General features: G+C 42.9%; 17 protein-coding genes. 6 read left to right on the top strand and 11 right to left on the bottom strand.

The features are described from left to right. Positions 1 to 139 precede the first annotated feature (139 nt). The 6 genes from I2I33_RS02935 to I2I33_RS02910 form a co-directional block, all read right to left on the bottom strand. Positions 140 to 670, bottom strand: coding sequence for a hypothetical protein (locus I2I33_RS02935; protein ID WP_140402550.1), 531 nt, complete (start codon positions 668 to 670; stop codon positions 140 to 142). A 55-nt stretch (positions 671 to 725) separates the two neighbouring features. Then, a complete protein-coding gene (locus tag I2I33_RS02930; RefSeq protein ID WP_162613721.1) occupies positions 726 to 1,811 on the bottom strand; it encodes a 6-bladed beta-propeller in 1,086 nt (361 codons plus the stop codon). A gap of 129 nt (positions 1,812 to 1,940) precedes the next feature. Next, on the bottom strand, positions 1,941 to 2,306 hold the full coding sequence (locus I2I33_RS02925; protein ID WP_140402551.1) for an NVEALA domain-containing protein: 366 nt from the start codon (positions 2,304 to 2,306) through the stop codon (positions 1,941 to 1,943). A gap of 212 nt (positions 2,307 to 2,518) precedes the next feature. Beyond that, positions 2,519 to 2,938, bottom strand: a complete 420-nt coding sequence (locus tag I2I33_RS02920) for a DUF1573 domain-containing protein (protein ID WP_087420061.1) — start codon at positions 2,936 to 2,938, stop codon at positions 2,519 to 2,521. Positions 2,939 to 2,948: 10 nt separating this feature from the next. After that, complete coding sequence (locus I2I33_RS02915) at positions 2,949 to 3,974, bottom strand: BF3164 family lipoprotein (protein WP_087420062.1); 1,026 nt, start codon at positions 3,972 to 3,974, stop codon at positions 2,949 to 2,951. A 7-nt stretch (positions 3,975 to 3,981) separates the two neighbouring features. Beyond that, the gene (locus I2I33_RS02910; RefSeq protein ID WP_087420063.1) at positions 3,982 to 4,209 is read right to left on the bottom strand and encodes a hypothetical protein; all 228 of its coding nucleotides are present in this window, start codon (positions 4,207 to 4,209) and stop codon (positions 3,982 to 3,984) included. A gap of 112 nt (positions 4,210 to 4,321) precedes the next feature. Between I2I33_RS02910 and I2I33_RS02905 the strand changes: the two genes are divergently transcribed. After that, the gene (locus tag I2I33_RS02905; protein WP_087420064.1) at positions 4,322 to 5,701 is read left to right on the top strand and encodes a sensor histidine kinase; all 1,380 of its coding nucleotides are present in this window, start codon (positions 4,322 to 4,324) and stop codon (positions 5,699 to 5,701) included. Next, positions 5,677 to 6,381, top strand: a complete 705-nt coding sequence (locus I2I33_RS02900) for a response regulator transcription factor (RefSeq protein WP_087420065.1) — start codon at positions 5,677 to 5,679, stop codon at positions 6,379 to 6,381. The genes I2I33_RS02905 and I2I33_RS02900 overlap by 25 nt, the downstream gene beginning before the upstream one ends. 202 nt (positions 6,382 to 6,583) lie before the next feature. Here I2I33_RS02900 and I2I33_RS02895 read toward each other — a convergent pair whose 3' ends face one another. The 5 genes from I2I33_RS02895 to I2I33_RS02875 form a co-directional block, all read right to left on the bottom strand. Beyond that, the gene (locus I2I33_RS02895) at positions 6,584 to 6,838 is read right to left on the bottom strand and encodes a hypothetical protein (protein ID WP_087420066.1); all 255 of its coding nucleotides are present in this window, start codon (positions 6,836 to 6,838) and stop codon (positions 6,584 to 6,586) included. A gap of 88 nt (positions 6,839 to 6,926) precedes the next feature. Beyond that, positions 6,927 to 8,753 carry an O-antigen ligase family protein gene (locus I2I33_RS02890; protein ID WP_087420067.1) on the bottom strand — a complete coding sequence of 609 codons (1,827 nt, stop codon included), beginning with the start codon at positions 8,751 to 8,753 and terminating at the stop codon, positions 6,927 to 6,929. A 294-nt stretch (positions 8,754 to 9,047) separates the two neighbouring features. After that, entirely contained in the window at positions 9,048 to 10,619 is a 1,572-nt protein-coding gene (locus tag I2I33_RS02885) for an OstA-like protein (protein ID WP_087420069.1), read from the bottom strand. A 45-nt stretch (positions 10,620 to 10,664) separates the two neighbouring features. Further along, on the bottom strand, positions 10,665 to 12,002 hold the full coding sequence (locus tag I2I33_RS02880; RefSeq protein ID WP_087420070.1) for a peptidylprolyl isomerase: 1,338 nt from the start codon (positions 12,000 to 12,002) through the stop codon (positions 10,665 to 10,667). Positions 12,003 to 12,114: 112 nt separating this feature from the next. After that, the gene (locus tag I2I33_RS02875; RefSeq protein WP_087420071.1) at positions 12,115 to 12,954 is read right to left on the bottom strand and encodes a peptidylprolyl isomerase; all 840 of its coding nucleotides are present in this window, start codon (positions 12,952 to 12,954) and stop codon (positions 12,115 to 12,117) included. A gap of 109 nt (positions 12,955 to 13,063) precedes the next feature. On the opposite strand from I2I33_RS02875, the gene I2I33_RS02870 reads away from it, so the two are divergent. The 4 genes from I2I33_RS02870 to I2I33_RS02855 all read left to right on the top strand — a co-directional run bounded on the left by I2I33_RS02870 (position 13,064) and on the right by I2I33_RS02855 (position 20,050). Beyond that, a complete protein-coding gene (locus I2I33_RS02870) occupies positions 13,064 to 14,974 on the top strand; it encodes an ATP-dependent DNA helicase RecQ (RefSeq protein WP_087420072.1) in 1,911 nt (636 codons plus the stop codon). Between the two features lie 410 nt (positions 14,975 to 15,384). After that, positions 15,385 to 16,125: a Fic family protein gene (locus I2I33_RS02865; RefSeq protein WP_087420623.1), complete on the top strand. Its 741-nt coding sequence runs from the start codon at positions 15,385 to 15,387 to the stop codon at positions 16,123 to 16,125. Positions 16,126 to 16,188: 63 nt separating this feature from the next. After that, a complete protein-coding gene (locus I2I33_RS02860) occupies positions 16,189 to 17,349 on the top strand; it encodes a FecR family protein (protein ID WP_087420073.1) in 1,161 nt (386 codons plus the stop codon). A 40-nt stretch (positions 17,350 to 17,389) separates the two neighbouring features. Next, positions 17,390 to 20,050, top strand: coding sequence for a zinc-dependent metalloprotease (locus I2I33_RS02855; RefSeq protein ID WP_229128170.1), 2,661 nt, complete (start codon positions 17,390 to 17,392; stop codon positions 20,048 to 20,050). Positions 20,051 to 20,122: the final 72 nt, after the last annotated feature.

Below are 20,122 nucleotides of genomic sequence, written 5' to 3'. Positions count from 1 at the left end.
ATACTCGTAATATCAAGTTTTTCCCCGCTAAGGTTGATTTCTTGGGGAAACTCTTTTATGAGAATGTTTCTCCCGATTATCATATCCTGTTGGGTACAGGATATGATGGTTAAAATAGTTATGAAGTAAATTAATGGTTTCATTTATCTATGATCGTTTGTTTGTATAAATCCCATAAATATTTGTTATCGATAGGGTTACCTATTAAAATAATTTCATTTTTGGGGTTTAATAAAAAAGTTTGAAAACGGGGATCTTTAGGAAATGTGTTAAGTTTTCCGACTTTATTCTTATAATCATAGAATATAGGATAGGTAAACTTGTTTTTTTTCTTTATAAGGTCAATTGCATTATAGTCTTTTGCATGGACAATAAAAAGAAATGCAATGTTAGAATTGGTAGAATCCATATCTTTAATATATTTTTCCCAATCATATAATCTTAATCGGCATGTAGTACAATTGCTTGTATCAATTATAGTAAGTAGTTTAAATTTTTTATCAAGCATAACCCTCCAAAGAGAATCTTGTTTTGAATTTATAGAATCGGGTAATATAATTCTTTGCTTTAGCCATTTGTTAACAATGTATTTAGCTTTTTCTTTTTGAGGATTGCAGGAAAAAAGAAGTGATAATATTAATATGTATGATATGTGTTGTATTTTTTGCATAGCCTTGAATATTGTTATTAATAAATAGCTAATATCAATAGGTGTGGATGGGACGTTATAGAAAATAAACAACAATACAGGGATTATCATCTTCTTTTATGTCCGGTAATTCTTTTCTCATTCGATGTATTTGTTCTGGATATTCCTTTTCGAAATTGACATATTCATTATATCCTTTTAAATATTCATTCATCTCCGATGCTTCGACAGATGTAATAATATGTTTTTGAGTAATATCAATAATATCTCCAAAAGAAATGAAATATTTCCCGGAATAAGGGGTGAGTTCGCAAATTGTAGATTCTTGATTCTTTTTGTTATATACGCATAAACGATCTTGTCCGGATTCAACAACCCAATAAAGATAATAATTGGGCGTTTCTTGAAATATTCTTATTGCTGTAATGTAATATGGTGATAAACAATATTTTTTATACTCATCGTAGGAAATTTGTTCTGAGGGTAATTGGTATTTTCCAAAATTCACAGAATGGGAAATGGAAACTTTTTTTCCATCGTATTGATAAATATTAAAATCAGTAGGTGTGATATAAAATATTGTGTCTTGGTATGTAGATAAAGGGCGAATATTTGCCATTTTACTTTCCCAACGAGGATCAATAACTATGGCTTTATTTATAATTCTAAAATCTAAATCCATATCCCATAAATTGTAAGGTTCATCTTTATCTTGGGTGTAATTGCCAGAATGGCCTAAGTAGCGATCTTTCAACGAAATCATTTTATAGAATGCTTTTGGGAGTGGAGATGATTTGATAATATTTAGGTTATTAATATCATATGTTAGGAGTTTTGCATCTATTCTTGATAATAAATTTAGAGTCTGATTATTTTCATCAATAAAAATATCTGATAATTGTAGATATTCTTCAGGTCCACGACCTATTGTATTTATTTTGTGCAAGAATTTTCCTTGTAAATTAAAGATGTAAACAGCTTGATCCCTATGAAATGTAGCTATGTATATTTGGTCTTTATACAAAATCGCTTTATCTATTTTTCCAATAATAACGCTATCTCTTGTTTCTAAAGGAATAAGTTTGTAATTTTTAATCAGATCAATCGAATGAATGTCTTTCATGCGTTGAGTGAAGTCAAAATTGATGCATGTTGTATTCATGCTTTTGTGTTGGCATCCCAATAAGCATGTGATTAATATTATGATATAAGTTAATTTTTTCATAAGGATACGTGGTAAAATGAGACAAAGTGAGTAAAATTATATTGTTAATTTTACTCACGGAATTTATTAAATTAGAAAGGCAACAGGACAATATCTCGCAGAACATTGTTCATGCCCTCCACTAGTACAATGTGTTTGTGCATCTGATATTCGATAAGTAAACTTTCCTTGGCGGTCAAATTTGCCACTAATTATGTTTCCCCCAACGTTTATAGAAACACTTTTGTTTGCACTTCCACTATAGGAATATACGCAATCTTCATCTTGTCTAAACCATAATTGTGAAGTATCTTCCCCCCATGCTAATGCCTCGATGTTTTTCAATGCAAGTCCACTTTTGGACTGATCTTTAGATAGGTTGATACTCACGTTCATTGCAAAAAATAATGCAATGCAAAAGCTTGCTAATAGTACGAAAATACTCTTTTTCATAGCTGTTATTATTTTTATAATTTTAAATTCCTTTCCGTCCTTTTTCAAGTATATATCGTTTCAACGAGAGAGATGACGTGTGTCTCAATTTTTTTTATCTTTACACTTTCTTCTTTTTTAGGAGATGAGGCGGTGTCGGGGGCTTTCTTGCTAGGATTGTTCCGGCACCGCCATTTTACCCCCTTTTATTGTTTTAATAACGTTAGACTTCCTTATTCTGTCACGAAACCTTCTAGCTTCAGGTCGTGCAACTTGAGCGTGGTGTTACATAACACCTGTATCGTTTTCGTGAAACGTCCGAGCGAGTTGGGCTTGAACGTGACAATGATTTCCCTTGTTTGTCCGGGTAGGACGGGGCGTTTTTCCCATTGCGGGTTGGTACAGCCGCAGGTGGTAAGCACGTCTTTTATGAGAAGGGGATGTGTACCCGTGTTCTTTAGAGTGAATATAGCCAGTGGTTGTTCATCGTAGCGGATTGTTTTCAGGTTGATGGAATCCCGCGGGATTTCGATGGTCGTAAGCGGGGCATTACTAAAGTTGTCGGGTTGGGTGGTGAACGCGAACCAAGTGGTGATGACACCCAAAGAGGCAATCATTAACGCGATGAATAATATGGAGTGATTCTTTTTCATGATTTTATACCTATATATTATAGCGAACCAGTTGAGCGTCGGGAGTGGTCCCGTAGAGTGCGTTTTCTTCTATGTCGTAAGAGATGAACGTTGCCATTTGGGGAAGAGTGCGGGTTTCGAGTAATGTTCCCTCCCAGTCGAAGACGAGCAAGGTTGAACAGTTTGCTATGTTTTGTTTTTCATCCTTGTATGTTTTCCCGGAATAAAGCACGAAAATGCGATCGTTTGAAACGGCAACATCCCGGAATCCGGAAAGGTTATCCATGTAGTATGCCACGGGAGCATGGGCTTTCGGGTCTATGTCGACATGAGGATAGTAGTAACAATGGCGGCAGATTAATGAAATGGAATTCCCTTCGATGTTGCAAATGTCGATCTGTCCGCTACGGATGTCGGTGCAGACAAATGTTTTGTTGTCCGGGCGAAGGCGCAGGACCGTGCTGGCCCAAAGGATGCTTTGCAGATGTCGGGATAGATCGGGATATTGAGGATGTTCGGGGTACGAGACAAAGTACGTTGCCTGATTGTCGTCTAACGAATAGAAGCGATAGCGCCCTTGCTCGTAAAGCCCGGTTGAGATGATGAAATTGTCTCCTTGTATGACGGAGAGATGTTTTTCTTCTCCGGTTAATAAAAGAGGTGGAGTGCTAGCCGAACGACTTGATGCAGTCGGGTTGTGACGGTGGAGTATTCCGGTGTTGAAATCAAAAGCGGCAAGTTCTCCCCGTTGATTTACTGAAAGATTATAAACGGAATAGGCCTCGTTTGTGCCACCCCCGAAAGGTAACCACGGATTCGTGGTACGTGTGGTCAAGTCAACAAGACTGACGTTAGTTTCTCCATACCGTTGACTCACGGCAAGGAGGTTTCCATGTTTGGTTATTTTTGACGGGTAAGAAATTCCATAGTCAGAAAGGTTCGCTACGAAATCAGCGTGGACTTCGTTACCGGAAGTCTGGAATTCTTGTGGCTCATTCAAGTAATTGTCCTCGGAACAAGCCGCTAAAAATATGACGATATAGAGTATTTTTTTCATGATTGGTTTATTTTTCGATTTTTACACGCATTCCTTTATATACGATTCCATTCTCAATACAAATTCCATCGTCTTCTTCACATTTTGATTTTGGATTATCTTCTCCCCGTGAGAGAACTTCAATGTTACGGAGTTTTAGATCATTTTCTTTTTCGCAAGTAATAAAACTGGAAAACAGGCATAATATTGTACACAAATACACGAATATCGCAACTTTTTGGATAATTGTTTTCATGATGTCGTTATTTTAATTAATATTGTAATTGGTATTTCATTCTTAAGCAAAGTTAGGGTATGTGTGTAGTGTAAACAATAACTTTTATGAGAATTAAATGAGAAAGTAATGTATGATAAGATCATGTAGAAATATATGGGAAAAGTTCTCTGTTACGAGTGAGGTGATAGCCATTCTCATGATTATTGCCCTTGTTCTTTTTTTACAGTTTTGGGGTGTGATGGCTGTTTATCAGTACGATACATTTCGGGTAGAGAAAGAATTATATGATTGTGTTCGATGGCAGGTCGAGGATTGGAATAATAAGGGTTCAATGGCTTGTGGTGGGGGAATGCGTGGCTATTATTTTCAAGAAGGGGGACGTGAGGTAGTCGTGATTCGGGGAGATTCTTCGTATGTATTTAAGTTGGATTCGAGAGATAGGGTGGAAGATGTTTATTTAAGGCTTGCTTGTGATTTGAACGTGATGCAACCAATAACTTTACAGATATTAGATAGCGTGGTGGGAGAGAATCTGAATGGCCGTTTGGGAGGGTTATTTGTTATTTTTCAGCGTGTGGATTCCACAGGGAAGGTGCTGGAGGTTTTTCCCCGGGTGGAATGTTTACCTGAAAGGGTGAAGTTAGCCGGAAATATTCAATTGGGATTTCTTAGCGGGGAAAGTATTAATGTTTATTATTTATTACCTCGTGAATATTACAAGAGATATATTCCATTGGTCGTGTGGATGCTTATCGCAGGAGGGGCGTTGGCCGGGCTTGCTATTACATTCGTGTCAGCTTATCGTCGTCAGAAAGAGAAACGGAAGTATCAGGTAAAATGGATGGGGGATGATCTGCATAGTCTGAAAACCCCGGTGAAAGAGCTTAACGGTATCATGCAATGGTTCGAACTGAAATGTTCGGAGCCGGAGAAAGGACAACAAAAAGCGAAACGGGTTTATGCGCGTTTGAACGAGATTTTGCAGGGAATGGATGAATGTATGCTTGTCTGTTCTATATTGCACAAAACAAAGTTAAAATTGACGGATGTAAATTTGAAAACATTGTTGGAGGATTTGATCAATCAACAGAAGGAGGCGAATAAGGGAGAAAAATCACCAAAAATAGAATTGGATTATCAGTTGCCGGATCATACGGTTTATTCGTCAGTGGAATGTTTGACATTGATTGTTCGTAATTTATTGGATAATGCCGTGAAATACTCGAAGGATGAAATTCGGATATGGGTACGTGTGTACAAGGCGGGTAACAAGATGGTGATAGAGGTTGAAGATCAGGGGATCGGGATTAGTGATAAAGATCAGAAGGTTATATTTAACGAGTATTACCGGGTGGAGGGAACGGGAGAGAACGGAAGTGGAAGAGGTTTACCTTACGTGATTGAAATTGTAGAAAAGATGAAAGGCAAGATAGAAGTTAAAAGTGAATTAGGAAAAGGTAGTTGTTTTAAAATATTGATACCCGTATGGAAAAAGAAGGACGAAAAATAAGGATCTTGTACGCTGAAGATGAGGCCGAGACCCGGGAAGTTTATCGGGATAATTTGATTGCGATGGGATATGACGTGTGTGCGGTTGAGGATGGCGATCAAGCTGTGGAGATGTACAAGCATGAGGATTTCGATTTGTTGCTGTTGGATGTGGTTTTACCCGGTAAGCAAGGAGACGAAATTTTGAAATGGTTGAGATCAAGAGGTGACCGTACTCCGGTCGTGATATTCAGTTCAACGAATAAGCATACCTTGTTGATAGATGAGGGATACGAGGCGGATGAATATATAGATAAAGCTATTTCTTTAAGTGAATTTAAGACTCGTTTGGAAAAAGTTTTGAACCATGCTTGGGGAAAGGGTATGGTGGACCGACTTACAGATAGAGTAAGTTTCAACAGATTGACTTTCGTGTTAACCGTTGATGGTAAAGATTACCAGTTAAATTATATGCCTGGACGTATTTTATCTATCCTTTGTTCTAATAGAGATAAAGGAATTGCCCCGGGGGATCTGTGTATGCAGATATGGAACCGACACCCGGAGAAAGATAATGATGATTCTTTGATTGATGAATTACGTTCATATATCTCGTACATAAGAAAACTTGTAGAAAAGGACCCGAGAATAAAATTGAAAAAGATACGGGGTGAGAATTATATCTTGAATATCATGGCATAAAGAAAAATTGTTATATCGAAAGGGTGATGAGGCGTGTATTATTGATATCTTAAGATTCTGTTACTAGTCATCACGAATATTGAATATTGAATATTTATTATTGTATTTTTGGGTCAGTCATAAGAAAAAATATTTTTGTACTGACAAAACAGTTGTAATATACGACTAAAATTTCAGAACAATCTCCAATCATGACAAGGACTTATATTTCGTACGTTAAGATGCAAAAGTCCAAGTCGATACCTACCGCGTATAGCGTATTGGAATCGCTGTTACCCGCGATACGCAGGATGGGCATACTCATGTTGATGATCTTTTGCAGGTTGAACTCGTAATCGTACACGAGAATCGTGTTGGGGACTTTTGAAAAATCACGGATTCCGTTGGTGTCTTCCGGTCGGGGTAGTTCCGTGTCCTCGTCTTGTTGCAGGGCAATGATGTAGTCCTTGGTTAGCACGATTGGCTTTCATGGCTTTTATTTGATGATTAAGACAAAACTCAAGGAATATATTTCAATCGTATTTGAAATAATTGCTATATTTGTACTATATTTCAATTGTATTTTTATCTTCGACATTATCACATTCTATCTTGAAATAGTTTGTCAAGTGAAGTGTATCTCTAATTAGTTTTTGCATATCCCGTTTCATCTCCTCGGTGGCGGAAGAGGGGACTTTGGGGGCTTTTTCGAGTAGTAGGCGGGCGGTGGTGATGGCCTTGTCGGTTTGGCCGCTTTCGTGGTACATCTTGGCGAGTAGGTAGAGCGGGTAGAGGCGGTTGGGGACCATGTGGGAGGCTTTCAGGAAAGCAGATTCAGCTTGAGGATATTGTTTCATGGTTTGGTAGTTTTTGCCCATGATGTTACGGATCATGGGATCGGCGGACAGGCGGGCAGCCTCTTCAAGGATGAGGTTACTGGCTTCGGGTTGTCCCGTGCGGGAGAGGCATTGCCCGTATTCAAAGAGAAAGGCGGGTTGATCCTTCAGAAGAGGGTAGAGTTTCTTGTAATTATCTACGGTGCGTTCGAATATCTGCATGTTAAAATAGATTTGTTCGGATTTCCAGCATTTGTAGGCTTGTTCCCGTTCCTGTTGCCCGGTGGCGAGGAAATAGACCGGGAGAAGCAGGAACAGGTAGAAGATGCCGGAGAGCCAACGGGAACCCCGTTGTATCGAGGTACATTGTGCCAAGAGTAGCGTGAAGAGGACGAGAAGGGGCAACACGCTGAACGGGTAGGAGAAGCAGGCAAAAACGAGGAACGCGGCTAACGAACCGGTCACGCCTGCCGTGACTTTATTGTCAGGATGCCGGGCGGTTTTGAAGGCCCAAAAAATGATTGTCAGGAAAAGTAATAAACCGATGATTCCGGTTTCCGTCGCGGTTTGCACGAATTCGTTGAAGGCTGTCTCGGGGGCATCGGCCACGAGTTCTTCTCCCGCAGAGCGCTCCGTGGCAGAGAAATAGGCGGCTTGGGCTTCCCCGTAGGCCCCGGCAAAATGCCCGAACCCGACGCCTGTTGCCGGATGGGAGGCTACGAGGGTGGACGAGACTTTCCAGATGAGTCGGCGTCCATCGGCAGATTCTTTTTTTAACTGGTATATCCCGATGAGAGTCCCGGTGACTAGGAGGAATATACAGATCGTTGCGATGAAGGAGGCGAGCCGATGTTTTTGAAATAAAAACTTCAACCGGTTATAGAGGTGAAAGTAGTTACCTAGTACAATTCCGCATCCCGCGATGGCGGCTAACCAAGCCCCACGGCTTAACGTGGCGGGCAGGACGAGCAGGAGAAGTACGAGAATCACTCCCGACAGGATGCGGGCTATCCGGCAGGCAGTAAGCGTGTAGTATAAAGCTAACGGTAGTATGGCAACTAGAAATCCGGAATAGGGGCCGGGGTTGAAGAATGATCCGGTCAGTTCGAAACGGCTGTGTTGGGAGGGGGTAAAACCGTATAGTTGGGCGAGTCCCCAGATGGCTTCTATTGCCCCGGTGAGCAGGAGTGCCGCGTGCGTGAAACCGAGCGGGGCGAATGTTGTCAGCCGTCGGAATATGAAATACGTGACGATGATCAAGATGAAGAGGCTCGTTCGGGTGGGAGCGATTGTCCCCGCGAAATAGTCGTTACAGAGGGTATAGCCCGCATAAAGGAGAACCAGCAGGTCAGTTATCGAAAAACGGAAAGGACGCATCCATGCGAGCGGTATGCAGGCAATTCCTGCCACGATAATAACTTTGTAGAACCAAAAAATCTTAGCTACCCGGTTCCCTAAACTCTCGTCGAGGGCAAAGGCTGTAGACAACAAGAGTATGGTCAGCGTGAAGACCACGATGCCCGATAAGTAGAGGTTAAGGTTTTTCCGGAGCTGCATATCGTTTTATTTTTCACAAATGTAAAAAAATATACTATGAACAGCGTTAGGGAATTCTGATAAGATTATGAGAATTTTAAGTGCTTTAAATAATCTTCAAAGTTATCACATTTGATCGTGTTACCTTCTTTTGCATCAATCATTGCTTGCTGGGTATAAAGATTGATGCACTTCTTGTGCTTTGTGTTGATAGATTGAAGGTGCTTATGCTGTGATGATTGTTTCTTGGCTTTGGAATTATATGATCTTGCTTTGTTTGTCATCATAATGCATCCTTTGTTTAATTTGATTACATTATTCTTTTTCTTCCTCTTCTTTCTCGACAGGGTCGGGTTCTTTGGTTTCTTTGAAGATGTCGAATTTGTTCAATGGTTGCATGTATTTCAACCAGCGGAAGTCTTTCAGACGGGCTTCTTCGGGATCGGCCAAGAACAAGGGATTGAGTTCCCCGTCGGGCTTGTTGATGAAGACGATGTCCGTGACTTTCCGTTTGTCGATCATGATGCGGATGTTGGAGCTATTGGCGGTGTTAACACCAATGATGTTTCCTTTATCATCGGGGAAGTAGATGGTTTCCCCGTTACCGTTCACGTACACCATGTAGAGTTCGTTATCCCGGAAATAGCCGGTCATATTTCGCCCTTTGATCTGGTCATACATCTCGGTTTCCTCCCTTCGAGAGACCATGAAGGCCTTAGTATTCAGGTAGAATTCCTTAATCGTTCCGTTTCCCGTGAGCAAGGAAATCTTTTCGGCGGTCATTTGGTTGCCACTGGCCCATGCCACAGGCTCATTGTAGAGTGTGATGGTGGAGTCGACAGAAAGGTAGACCATCGAATCACACAATCCTTGCAAGTCCTGACTAAAGAACTTGACTTTATAGTAAGCCCGTAAAATCTGGTTCTTGGCAGAGTCCTGATCCATGAACAGGGTATCCCCGTGTACGAAAAGAGAATCTTGCTTTCCGACCATGATTAACAGGGCGCTGTCGGTGACGAATGCCTTGTTTTGTTCCCGGTCCATTTGCGCGTATTCACCTTTCACAATCACGTTGTTCACGGTGTCCACAAGCGTGACATTCCAGTAGAGATAAGCCATTCCGGTTATACTGTCGATGACCATGGTATCGGCCACCCCCTCGTAACTCTGGTGCGTGACCCGGTTGTTCTTGTACAGTTCTGCGTGTCCCAAGTTGGAGTCATACCATCCATCCTCGGAGTAGAGGGTGTTATTTTCGTCTCCTTTCCCGTATATGTTCGTGGGGCCCAGAATGGAAACCAGTTTGGTTTCCGTGTTATATTTCAAGGTGTCCGAGAAGATCAGGTATTCGGGAGAATTCACTTTCACGCTGTCTTTGAAGAGGGCTATCTTCGTTTGGGTAAAATAGTTTCCTTTTTTACTATCCAACGTGTTCTGGCTATCTTTCAGTTGTCCCCAGTTGAAGTAATACCCGATGTCGAATAGTCCGTCATAATCCAGAAAATCGGTGGTCAGGATCATCTGGGGATCTTCCAGCGTGACGTTCCGGCGGACTTGAATCAGTTTTTTGTTGGCATCATAGTACATGTAGTCACCGGACATTCGGATGCTATCGTTTTTGATCACCCGCACGTGGCCGAATGCTTCAAGATAGTTGGAGTCCGGTAGTTCATACTGGTAGAGACTATCGCACCACATGAGCGTGTTTTCATGCGTCATGTGTACGTTCCCGATAAACCTAGACGGTTTGCCCAGCGTTCCCACCAGTAAACTATCGGCATTAACGATCTTGACTTTAGCTTTTTTATTTCCCTGTGCTACAACTGTCTGCAAGGGGAGTAGTCCCCATACAATACATAATATCCCAACCCATAAACCTGCTCTCATCGCGGAAAAATCATCAATCTTTAATTGTAAATCTTAGCTTGTCAATTACTTAAACCATCCGTCATAATGGAATTTGGAGTTCTTGTAATCTTCGTCGATATGGATATAGGTGTTTGCTTGTTTTTCCTTGATCCATTTATCAAGTACTTCCTGTTGTTTCTTGCTTTTCAACCCGTTTTCAAAACTGATCCAGTCATCGTCCAGGTTAGCCGTGTGGGAAGGATAGTAAGCCTTGATTTTGATCACCTTGTATTCTTCGCCTGTACGTGTCTGATCCAAGAAAGGAGAGGAAATTTCACCCACTTTCAGTTTGTTTACCTGACGGGCCATTTCTCCTTCGATGGTTTCTCTGGGGAGTTTGGAATCAGCGTCTTCCTCGTTGAAAATCAATCCGCCGTTGTTTCTGGTCTTTTTGTCCATGGAGAAATAAGCCGCGGCTTCTTCAAACGTGGCTTTCCCGTCGTGGATGTAAGTCAACACGGTGTCCAAATGCTGGATTGCTTCTTGCCGTTCTTCATCGGAAATCCGGGGACGGAGCAGGATGTGGCGCACGTTTACTTTGTCTCCTTGGCGGTCGATGTATTGAAGAATATGGAAACCGAATTCTGTTTCCACGATTTTAGATACCCTGCCGGGTTTCAAGCTGAAGGCAGCTTCGGCAAATGCCGGGGCCAGCGCGCTCTTGGTTTGGTAACCTAATTCACCACCTTTAGCGGCAGATCCGGGGTCTTCCGAGTACAATACAGCTAACGTGTTGAACGTTTGTTTGCCGGCAAGAATCTCTTCACGGAAATCTCTCAACCGGTTACGGATACGTTCCTTCTCGGTATCGCTGATTCTCGGTTTGATAACGATCTGTTGAATCTCGTATTTATCGGGTACTTCCGGAAGACTGTCCTTGTTGAATTTCCGGTAGAAATACCTGACTTCCGAGGGGGTTACCCGAACGTTTTCCACGATTTTGGACTGCATCCTTTGCGTGATCATCTGCTCCCGAAGCGGGCTACGCATTTCGTTCTTGATGTCCTCGTATGATTTTCCGAAGTAGGTTTCCAGACGTTCCCGGGAACCGATGTGTTGCACGTATTGCTCCAATTGTGAATTCAATGCGTTTTCCACTTCCGTGTCGGTTACCTCGATACTATCTATCTTAGCTTGAGCCACTAATAGTTTCTGAACCAATAAATTTTCTAATATTCTGGTACGAGAGTCGGCGGAAGAATTTACTAATCCTTGGGATTGTTCATGTAAAAATTGGTTCTCAATATCCGATTTCAACACGATTTCTTCACCCACGACAGCGATAATCTTGTCGATCACGTTTTTTTGTGCCGAGGCGTAACTAGCTAAAAATAACAGTACAAGCAGTGATAAATATCTCATAATTTATGAATAAGGTTATACTCAATAAAAACGCTCTAAACTAATACTTTTTCTTCAAATCCGCGAATAATCCGTTCGTTTTCGCATTTTTATTTTCATTTTTCTAATCCTGTTAATATATTTTGACGTAATCTTTCCGAAGACCTTCCGTGTTGATGTCTTTTTCCAGATTCTCTTCGAAGGAGATTTTACGTTTGTTCAGCAACAATATCTCAATCTCTTTTTTCACGTAACCGAGAGGTGCCGTTTCATGAGCTTGGCGTAGCTCGTTGATCTTGAGAAAATAGTGATTCTCGTCGTCCTCGATTTCGATGGACTCCTTGTTTTTATATTTACTTTCCCATTCTGCCGACGTGATGGGCAGGAGGTTCAGCAGGTTACGCAGTTCGATCCATTGGTCGTTGAAGTTATCGAATTTCTTGGCTGACGTGATGCAATACTCTTCCAACGCTTCCTGGTCTTTGGCTTCCTTGGAACGGAACCATTTACGAGCATTTTCAATGTTCGGAGCGGATTTGGGAATCACCACGAACAAGGCTCTCACGACCGGGGTGTTCAGCACGAAGTTGAATTTGTTCGCGTCGTAGTATTGCGAGATTTCACGTTCGCTTACTTCCCGGCTGAGTTTCTGGGAAATCAGTTTCTCCTTGTATTTATGGATCAAGATAGAAGAGGAATAGTCTTCCACTTGTTTCCGAATGTTTTTTTCCTCGTCGCTCAGGTTCTGGGTCGCTTTGTGCAACAGTAATTCTTTGGTAATCCAGTTCCGCACGTAGCTTTGTGCCATGATGAGACTATCTTTCGAGGGGGTTCCTTGGGGAATAAAGCCGGAAACTTCCGATTTCAGCAAGTATTTGTCGAAAACCTTTGCCACGGGTTGCTCGTTTTTCGCGAACTTATCGTTACAAGCCCATAGGAAGGGGATAAAAATCAGTATATGTTGTAGTTTCATGATTTCATGCGATTAATATTCGGGCGAAAATAATAAAAAGCGATTTAAATATACGAGTTTGTGAGAGTTTTTTCGTCTATTTTGTATTTTTGCGAGTAGAATTCGAAGAATGACCCGTGATATAAAAGAGATATTAAAGACTTACTGGGGATACGATGATTTCCGATCCTTGCAAGAAGAGATTATCCGTTCCGTGCTGGACGGAAAGGACACGCTTGCCCTTATGCCCACGGGAGGGGGAAAGTCGCTCACGTACCAGGTGTCCGGGCTAGCGATGGAGGGTGTCTGTCTGGTGGTGACCCCGTTGATTGCCCTGATGAAGGATCAAGTGGAGGATTTAAAGAACAGGCAGATTCCAGCCGAGGCGATCTACACGGGGATGAGGCGTGACCGGGTGGAGTCGATCATTAATAAATGTATATATGATACGGTTAAGTTCTTGTACGTGTCGCCCGAGCGATTGTACTCGGAACGGTTCCGGGAAAAATTGAGGTTGATGAACGTGTGTCTGATTACCGTGGACGAAGCTCATTGTATTTCTCAATGGGGGTATGATTTTCGTCCCCCGTACCTGCGAATAGCGGAGGTGCGTGAATTCCTTCCCGGGGTGGCTACCCTGGCGCTCACGGCCACGGCTACCCCGGAGGTCGTGGAGGATATTCAGAAACAGCTGCACTTTTCGACCCCGAATGTTCTCTCTAAAAGTTTCCGGCGGGAAAATATTTCCTACGTGATCCGGGACACGGAGGCCAAGCCGTTGGAATTATTCAATATTTTGTCCAAGGTGCAGGGGGGGGCGATCGTGTACGTGCGTACCCGGTTGAAGGCTTCTTCGATTGCCGCTTTCCTGAACAAGTCGGGGATCAAGTCTGACTTTTATCATGCCGGGTTGTCTTCTGCGCAGCGGGCACGTCGGCAGGAGGCGTGGAAAAGCGGAAAAGTTCCCGTGGTGGTGGCGACGAACGCTTTCGGGATGGGGATTGATAAGGCGGATGTGCGGGTGGTGGTGCATTATGACGTGCCGGACAGTCCGGAGGCCTATTTCCAAGAGGCGGGACGTGCCGGACGGGATGGAAAAAGGGCATACGCCGTGTTACTTTCCAGCCGGGCAGCTTTGGGTGGTTTACAAAAACGGATTGATGATGCTTTTCCCCCGAAAGATTATATATTGAGGGTGTACGAGGCCTTGGCGAACTATTACCAGTTGGGTGAGGGCGAAGGACAGGGACGGGCGTTCGAGTTCAATTTGAAACTGTTTGCCCGTAATTTTAAACTCAACGAGGCGAGGGTGATGTCTGCCATCAGTATTTTGGAGGTCGCGGGGTTCTTGGGGTACACGACGGATATAAATTCCCGTTCCCGGGTGATGTTCACCGTGTTACGGGATCGGTTGTACGAGTTCGAGACGGGTGATCCCTTGTTGGAAAGACTTATGGTTCTCCTGATGAGAAATTATGCCGGAATTTTCGTGCAGGATGCTTACGTGGACGAAGGTTTTTTGGCTGATCAGCTCGACGTGACACGCAAGGTGCTGTATGATGCTTTTATTTCTCTGGCAAAGCGTAAGATTATTCGCTACGTGCCGGGGGACGTGAAACCTTACATCGTGTATTACCAGCCCCGGTTGCCATTGTCCTATATCACAATCGGGAGGGAGGCTTACGAGAACCGGAAGGAATTGTTTGTCACGAAGATCGGGGCCATGGCCCGTTATATCCGGGATGACGAAACGTGTCGCCAGCTTTTGCTTATGGAGTATTTCGGGCAGAAGGAAGAGAAACCTTGCGGGATATGTGATGTCTGTATCGGGAAGAAGAAACGGTTGCATCGGGAAGAGCGGAAGAGCTTGGAGGAACAGATTTTGCAGGTGCTTGCCGAACAGAATACGAATATCCGGGAGTTGGTGCGTCAATTGGGTGAGGACGAAGAAGTCGTGATCGGGCAAGTCCGGAAATTGTTGGATGAAGGGAAAATTCAATATGTTTCGACCTTGGAACTGGGGATAACGAGGAAGTCCTAAATGTTAATTTAGTATAATTGCATTACACTCTTTCCCTTGTCCCGTCGGTGTTTCACTGGTAAGTATTCGATAAGTTACCGATAAGTCTTCGATAAGTTGCCGATACGGGCAGTCAATTTTTCGTTACTTTTTTCTTGAAAAATGATGGAGGTATTAGTGAGACATAGGTGCGAGTCGTTGTTGAGTATGAGGAAGGTATTTTATAAGAAGTATCCTAATTTGACGTTGATCGGTAGTCTAATTAGGATTTTTGTTTATATCGTTAGAACTAAATATTATTTATTACTTTTGCGGTTGTAAATATAGAAAAAATATAACCGATGGAATTCATGTTTTTGGGGGATAAACACAATATTCCTGTTATATAGGGAACTATAAAATCTAACCCTAGGCGACAATGTTTTATGATTATGGAACAGATATTTAATAAGGAACAGCAAGGAACTGCGCGATTCATTTTGAATCATCCTTTAGCGAAACTATCGGATTTGCGTTCTAATGAAATAAAAGATTTAGCCGTGGTGTGGTGTTACTATTCAGGTAAGATTGAAGGGAATACCTATACTTACGTGGAAACAGAGGCATTGCTCAAAGATGGCATTACTTCCGAAAAGAAGTATGAAGACGCCAAGATGCTGAAAAACCTATATAATACTTTCATATCAGAAGTGGAGTATATTAATAAAGGGAGGAATCAGGAAATAATTGATGAACGCACTTTATTCCGAGTACATCAGGCTATATCCACGGGGTTGGTTTCCAATGAAGAATCCGGCTATTTGAGAACAAGAGCTGTCCGTATCAGCGGTACGGGATATATCCCTCCAAAGGACTTGCACGATATTCGGGCTAAGTTGAATGAAATACTTTATCAACAGGAACAATTCACAAATCCATTGGAACGGGCTGTTTATCTTCATTGTAACATAGCTAAATTACAGCCTTTCATTGATGGAAATAAACGTACCGCCCGAATGGTGGAAAGCATTGCCTTGATGAATGCCGATATTATCCCAGTCTATTCCTCGAAAGATGCTGATATATTGAATTACAGGAAAGGGTTGATAGCTTTTTATGAAACCGAAGATTATTCTCTTTATGCTGATTATTTTCTAAACAGGCAAGTGGAGCGAATAAAAGAAATAGAATAAAAAAGATTCAAATTTGTCGGTACCTTTTTCTTTGTGAAGTGTTATAAGGTAAAATAGCACGAAATGAAAAAGGAAACAGAGTATATTATCCAGTTGATCGTGAAAAGACTTCAAGGAGGTTTGTCTCCCGAAGAGGAAACTTTCTTCGCGGCTTGGAAATCACGTTCCAAGGCCAACGAGGAGTTGTATGAACGATTGGAAAATGAATACAAGGAACACACGGAATATCCTTTATACGAGCATTTTAATGCTCGTCGGTCGTGGCCGTCTGTCATGAAAGACATTCGGAAGAGACATTCCATTCGACGCTTGTATCGTGGTGTTGCCGCGGCTGCCATCGTGTTATTGAGTGTATCTTCTTATCTGATGTTTTCGACGGGCGGTGAGGAAGTACTGCCCGTGGCCCGGGTGGAGTCGGGCAACCATTTTTCTTTTGGGAAGCGTGCCTCGCTGATTCTGCCGGGAGGGGATACTTTGCTGATTGCCCCGGGGGTGGCGGACACGCTTGACGAGCAATTACCTTTCGTGAGTAATAATGGTGAAACCTTAATCTATCATACTCCCCGGACGGCGGATTCTTTGGTATATAATACGCTGAAAATACCTCGTGGCGGGGCTTATTCCTTGCAGTTGTCGGATGGTACGAAGGTAATGCTGAATTCCGATTCCAGGTTAAAGTTCCCGCAATCTTTTTCGGGTGATACCCGGGAGGTGTATCTGGAAGGAGAAGGATTTTTCCAAGTGGCAAAGGATGCTACGAAACCCTTTATCGTGCATTGTGAGAAGTATGCCGTGCGTGTGTTAGGTACTACGTTTAATATTTCTGCTTACCGGAACGATGAAGTTTCGATGACGACGTTAGTCGAGGGACGGGTGAATATTGAGTGCGGGAATACGGTTGTTGCGTTGACTCCCGGACTGATGGCTACCGTGGCCGATTCGAAAGTGACGACCCGGGAAGTGAACGTGGAGTCCTATATCTCCTGGACGAGAGACCAGTTCAGTTTCAGCGAGGAACGTCTGGAGGATTTGTTAAAAAAGATTTCCCGCTGGTATGACGTGGAGTTCGTGTTTGATGATGAGGAGATCAAGGATTATAAATTTTCCGGGTTTATGCCCAGGTACGAGAGTATAGATGCTATCCTGCAAATTATGGAACAAGCTGCAAATGTAACCTTTAAGATGAATAATAAACAGATCGTGGTATACACGCATCAGGAATAGAAAACAGGTGTTATTATAATTTTTATTTAAAATTTCATACATGAAAAGATGGATTACCCTAGGTATGGTAATACTATTAGTATTGCCATGCACTCAGACTTCATTCGCTTCTGCGAGAAAGAAAAAGACAGTGGCAACGGAAACGAAAAAAGAACCGACCAAACGGCAAAGTAAATATGATAAGTTGGTAAAGAATAAATCGTGTGAGACAGCCCGGGGGGAATTCGTGACCTTGCATAAGCTGGATGGGAAGGTTTATTTCGAGTTTCCAGTGAAATATCTGGGGCGGGAAATGTTACTAGCCTCGACGATTTCGGAGGCGAGTGATAATAACCTATGTGCTATCGGTTATAAACCGAAAGATCCAATGCATATAAAATTCACGAAGACGGACAGCACGATTTTTATGCGGGAAGTGAATGTGTCTGCGACTTGTAACCCTCAAGAGGGGCATATGAAGAAAGTGATGGCAAGGAGTTTTATGGACCCGATTATCGGTTCGTATAAAATCTATTGCTACACGAACGATAGTTCTGCTTTTTTGCTTGATATGACCTCTTTGTTTACGGGTAATTCGGAGCGATTGGCACCGATTTCCAGTGGAGGTGGAATGGTTGAGATTACAGCCGTGTTTAATAGTGCGGGTTCTATTTTGGATGGAATTAAGGCCTTTGATGATAACGTGACGGTAAAGTCGTATCTTTCCTATTCCGTGTCGGCCAAGATGATGGGGATGTTTATTGTGAAGAAAAACGAGCCTTTGACGGTGAAAGCAACCCGTACTTTGCTGTTGTTGCCGGAAGAGAAGATGCATCCACGGGTGAGTGATACCCGGATCGGGGTGTTTGTTACGAATACGAAACAACATATTTCTGCCGACGAGGACCGGATTCAGATTTACACGCTGGCCAATCGCTGGCGGGTGGAACCGAAAGATGTGGAGGCCTATAAACGAGGTGAACTGGTGGAACCCGTGAAACCGATCGTGTTTTATGTGGATGATGCTTTTCCTGCCATGTGGAAGGAACCCGTGCGGAAGGCTGCTTTGCGTTGGAATGTTGCTTTCGAGAAGATCGGGTTGAAGAACGTGATCCAGGTGCGGGATTTCCCGAAGGATGATCCGACTTTTGATCCGGATAATCTGAAATACTCTTGTATTCGTTATGTTCCGGCTGCGATCACGAATGCTATGGGGCCCTCGTGGACTGATCCGAGAACAGGTGAGATCATTAACGCGTCTGTCATTATTTTTAATGATGTCGTGAAGTTGGCCAATCAATGGCGTTTTCTACAAACTTCTCAAGTTGACCCGTCCGTGCGTACCAAGAAAATGCCGGATAATATTCTGGAAGAATCCATTGAATATATCGTGGCTCACGAGGTGGGGCATACCCTTGGGTTGATGCACAATATGTCGGCATCGGCAGCCTATCCGGTTGATTCGTTACGTTCTGCAAAGTTTACTCAAAAGTACGGGACGACACCTTCCATCATGGATTATGCCCGGTTTAATTACGTGGCGCAACCCGAAGATAAGGGGGTGAAGTTGACCCCGCCTAATTTGGGTATTTATGACGAGTATGTGATTAAGTGGTTGTACACGCCCCTGTACGGTCTTTCGGCTAAAGAGGAGCAAGCTATGTTGGAGAGTTGGATTGACGAACATGCAGGAGATCCCATATATCGTTATGGAAAGCAACAGGTGATTGCCCGTTACGATCCGAGTGCGCTGGAAGAGGATTTAGGGGACGATGCTATTAAGGCCGGGGATTACGGGATCAAGAATCTGAAATATATCGTGGCCAACATGAATGATTGGTTTGTGGATGATACGGATGGCTCGCATCGTGAGAATCTGTATAACGAGCTGGGAAATCAGTATTACCGTTATTTGAAAAATGTCATGCATAACGTGGGGGGTATTTATCTGACGGAGGTGAAACCGGGTACTGCCGGAAAGACATTTCAATCCGTGCCGAAAGAATTGCAACGTAACTCTTTTGTGTGGGTGATCAAGCAATTGAAAAATAGTGATTGGTTACATAACACGGGATTGACTGATCAGTTCGGACTACGGGTTGCCTTGCCACCGATCGTGTGTTACTACACGGCAACGGAGTTGTTAGGAACGTATAAGAACGTGGTGTTGTCTGCTCACGTGTCTCAAGATCCCTACACGTTGAAGGCTTACTTTGATGATTTGTACAACCACGTGTGGGAGAATGCTATAAAGGGGCGTAAGCCGACTTCGGGGGAGAAGATATTACAACGTTTGGTAGTGGATCAGGCTGCTGACGTGATTACCAAGAAGAGTAAGTTGGTGAAGGTGCTAGCCGATCCGGACGAAGGGCTGGGAATGGAGAATACGTTTATGCCGTCCGTGGATGAGATTGTAGCTTACGGTTTGGACCCGACCGGATTGGTGGGACAATACCAGAATGAGTTGCGGGAATTGGAACAAGTTCATGGGAAGGGACTTGTGGCCAAGCAACTAACCTCTTTCGGACATGGTTATGATTGGCAGTACCGGGTGAATACCCGTACGATCGATGATTCAAAAACGTATTTCTACGCTTATGCTTTACGTGTGAAGAATTTGTTGAACAGTAGATTGGCTTCGGCAGATTCCGATACGAAAGCACATTACCAGACGATGCTTTATGCTTTGGACGAAGCGTTGAATGCTCTGAATAAAAAATAAATGTTACAAGCACTTAAAACCTTTTGGGGTTTTAAGTGCTGAAAAGATCTCGAAATGGTCTTCTATGTGTTT

It is taken from the genome of Butyricimonas sp. BSD2780061689_150309_C8 (assembly GCF_015560935.1).
Lineage (GTDB): Bacteria > Bacteroidota > Bacteroidia > Bacteroidales > Marinifilaceae > Butyricimonas > Butyricimonas paravirosa.
The sequence above is the reverse complement of the archived record's forward strand: the minus strand, read 5'-3'. Positions and strand labels throughout refer to the sequence as shown.

What these genes read in the sequence shown, in the direction of transcription:
- I2I33_RS02890 (WP_087420067.1), bottom strand. Translation starts at nt 8,753, where the DNA reads ATGCAGCTCCGGAAAAACCTTAACCTCTACTTATCGGGCATCGTGGTC.
- I2I33_RS02935 (WP_140402550.1), bottom strand. Translation starts at nt 670, where the DNA reads ATGCAAAAAATACAACACATATCATACATATTAATATTATCACTTCTT.
- I2I33_RS02880 (WP_087420070.1), bottom strand. Translation starts at nt 12,002, where the DNA reads ATGAGATATTTATCACTGCTTGTACTGTTATTTTTAGCTAGTTACGCC.
- I2I33_RS02915 (WP_087420062.1), bottom strand. Translation starts at nt 3,974, where the DNA reads ATGAAAAAAATACTCTATATCGTCATATTTTTAGCGGCTTGTTCCGAG.
- I2I33_RS02885 (WP_087420069.1), bottom strand. Translation starts at nt 10,619, where the DNA reads ATGAGAGCAGGTTTATGGGTTGGGATATTATGTATTGTATGGGGACTA.
- I2I33_RS02855 (WP_229128170.1), top strand. Translation starts at nt 17,390, where the DNA reads ATGAAAAGATGGATTACCCTAGGTATGGTAATACTATTAGTATTGCCA.
- I2I33_RS02925 (WP_140402551.1), bottom strand. Translation starts at nt 2,306, where the DNA reads ATGAAAAAGAGTATTTTCGTACTATTAGCAAGCTTTTGCATTGCATTA.
- I2I33_RS02920 (WP_087420061.1), bottom strand. Translation starts at nt 2,938, where the DNA reads ATGAAAAAGAATCACTCCATATTATTCATCGCGTTAATGATTGCCTCT.
- I2I33_RS02905 (WP_087420064.1), top strand. Translation starts at nt 4,322, where the DNA reads ATGATAAGATCATGTAGAAATATATGGGAAAAGTTCTCTGTTACGAGT.
- I2I33_RS02910 (WP_087420063.1), bottom strand. Translation starts at nt 4,209, where the DNA reads ATGAAAACAATTATCCAAAAAGTTGCGATATTCGTGTATTTGTGTACA.
- I2I33_RS02870 (WP_087420072.1), top strand. Translation starts at nt 13,064, where the DNA reads ATGACCCGTGATATAAAAGAGATATTAAAGACTTACTGGGGATACGAT.
- I2I33_RS02865 (WP_087420623.1), top strand. Translation starts at nt 15,385, where the DNA reads ATGGAACAGATATTTAATAAGGAACAGCAAGGAACTGCGCGATTCATT.
- I2I33_RS02900 (WP_087420065.1), top strand. Translation starts at nt 5,677, where the DNA reads ATGGAAAAAGAAGGACGAAAAATAAGGATCTTGTACGCTGAAGATGAG.
- I2I33_RS02875 (WP_087420071.1), bottom strand. Translation starts at nt 12,954, where the DNA reads ATGAAACTACAACATATACTGATTTTTATCCCCTTCCTATGGGCTTGT.
- I2I33_RS02860 (WP_087420073.1), top strand. Translation starts at nt 16,189, where the DNA reads ATGAAAAAGGAAACAGAGTATATTATCCAGTTGATCGTGAAAAGACTT.
- I2I33_RS02930 (WP_162613721.1), bottom strand. Translation starts at nt 1,811, where the DNA reads ATGAATACAACATGCATCAATTTTGACTTCACTCAACGCATGAAAGAC.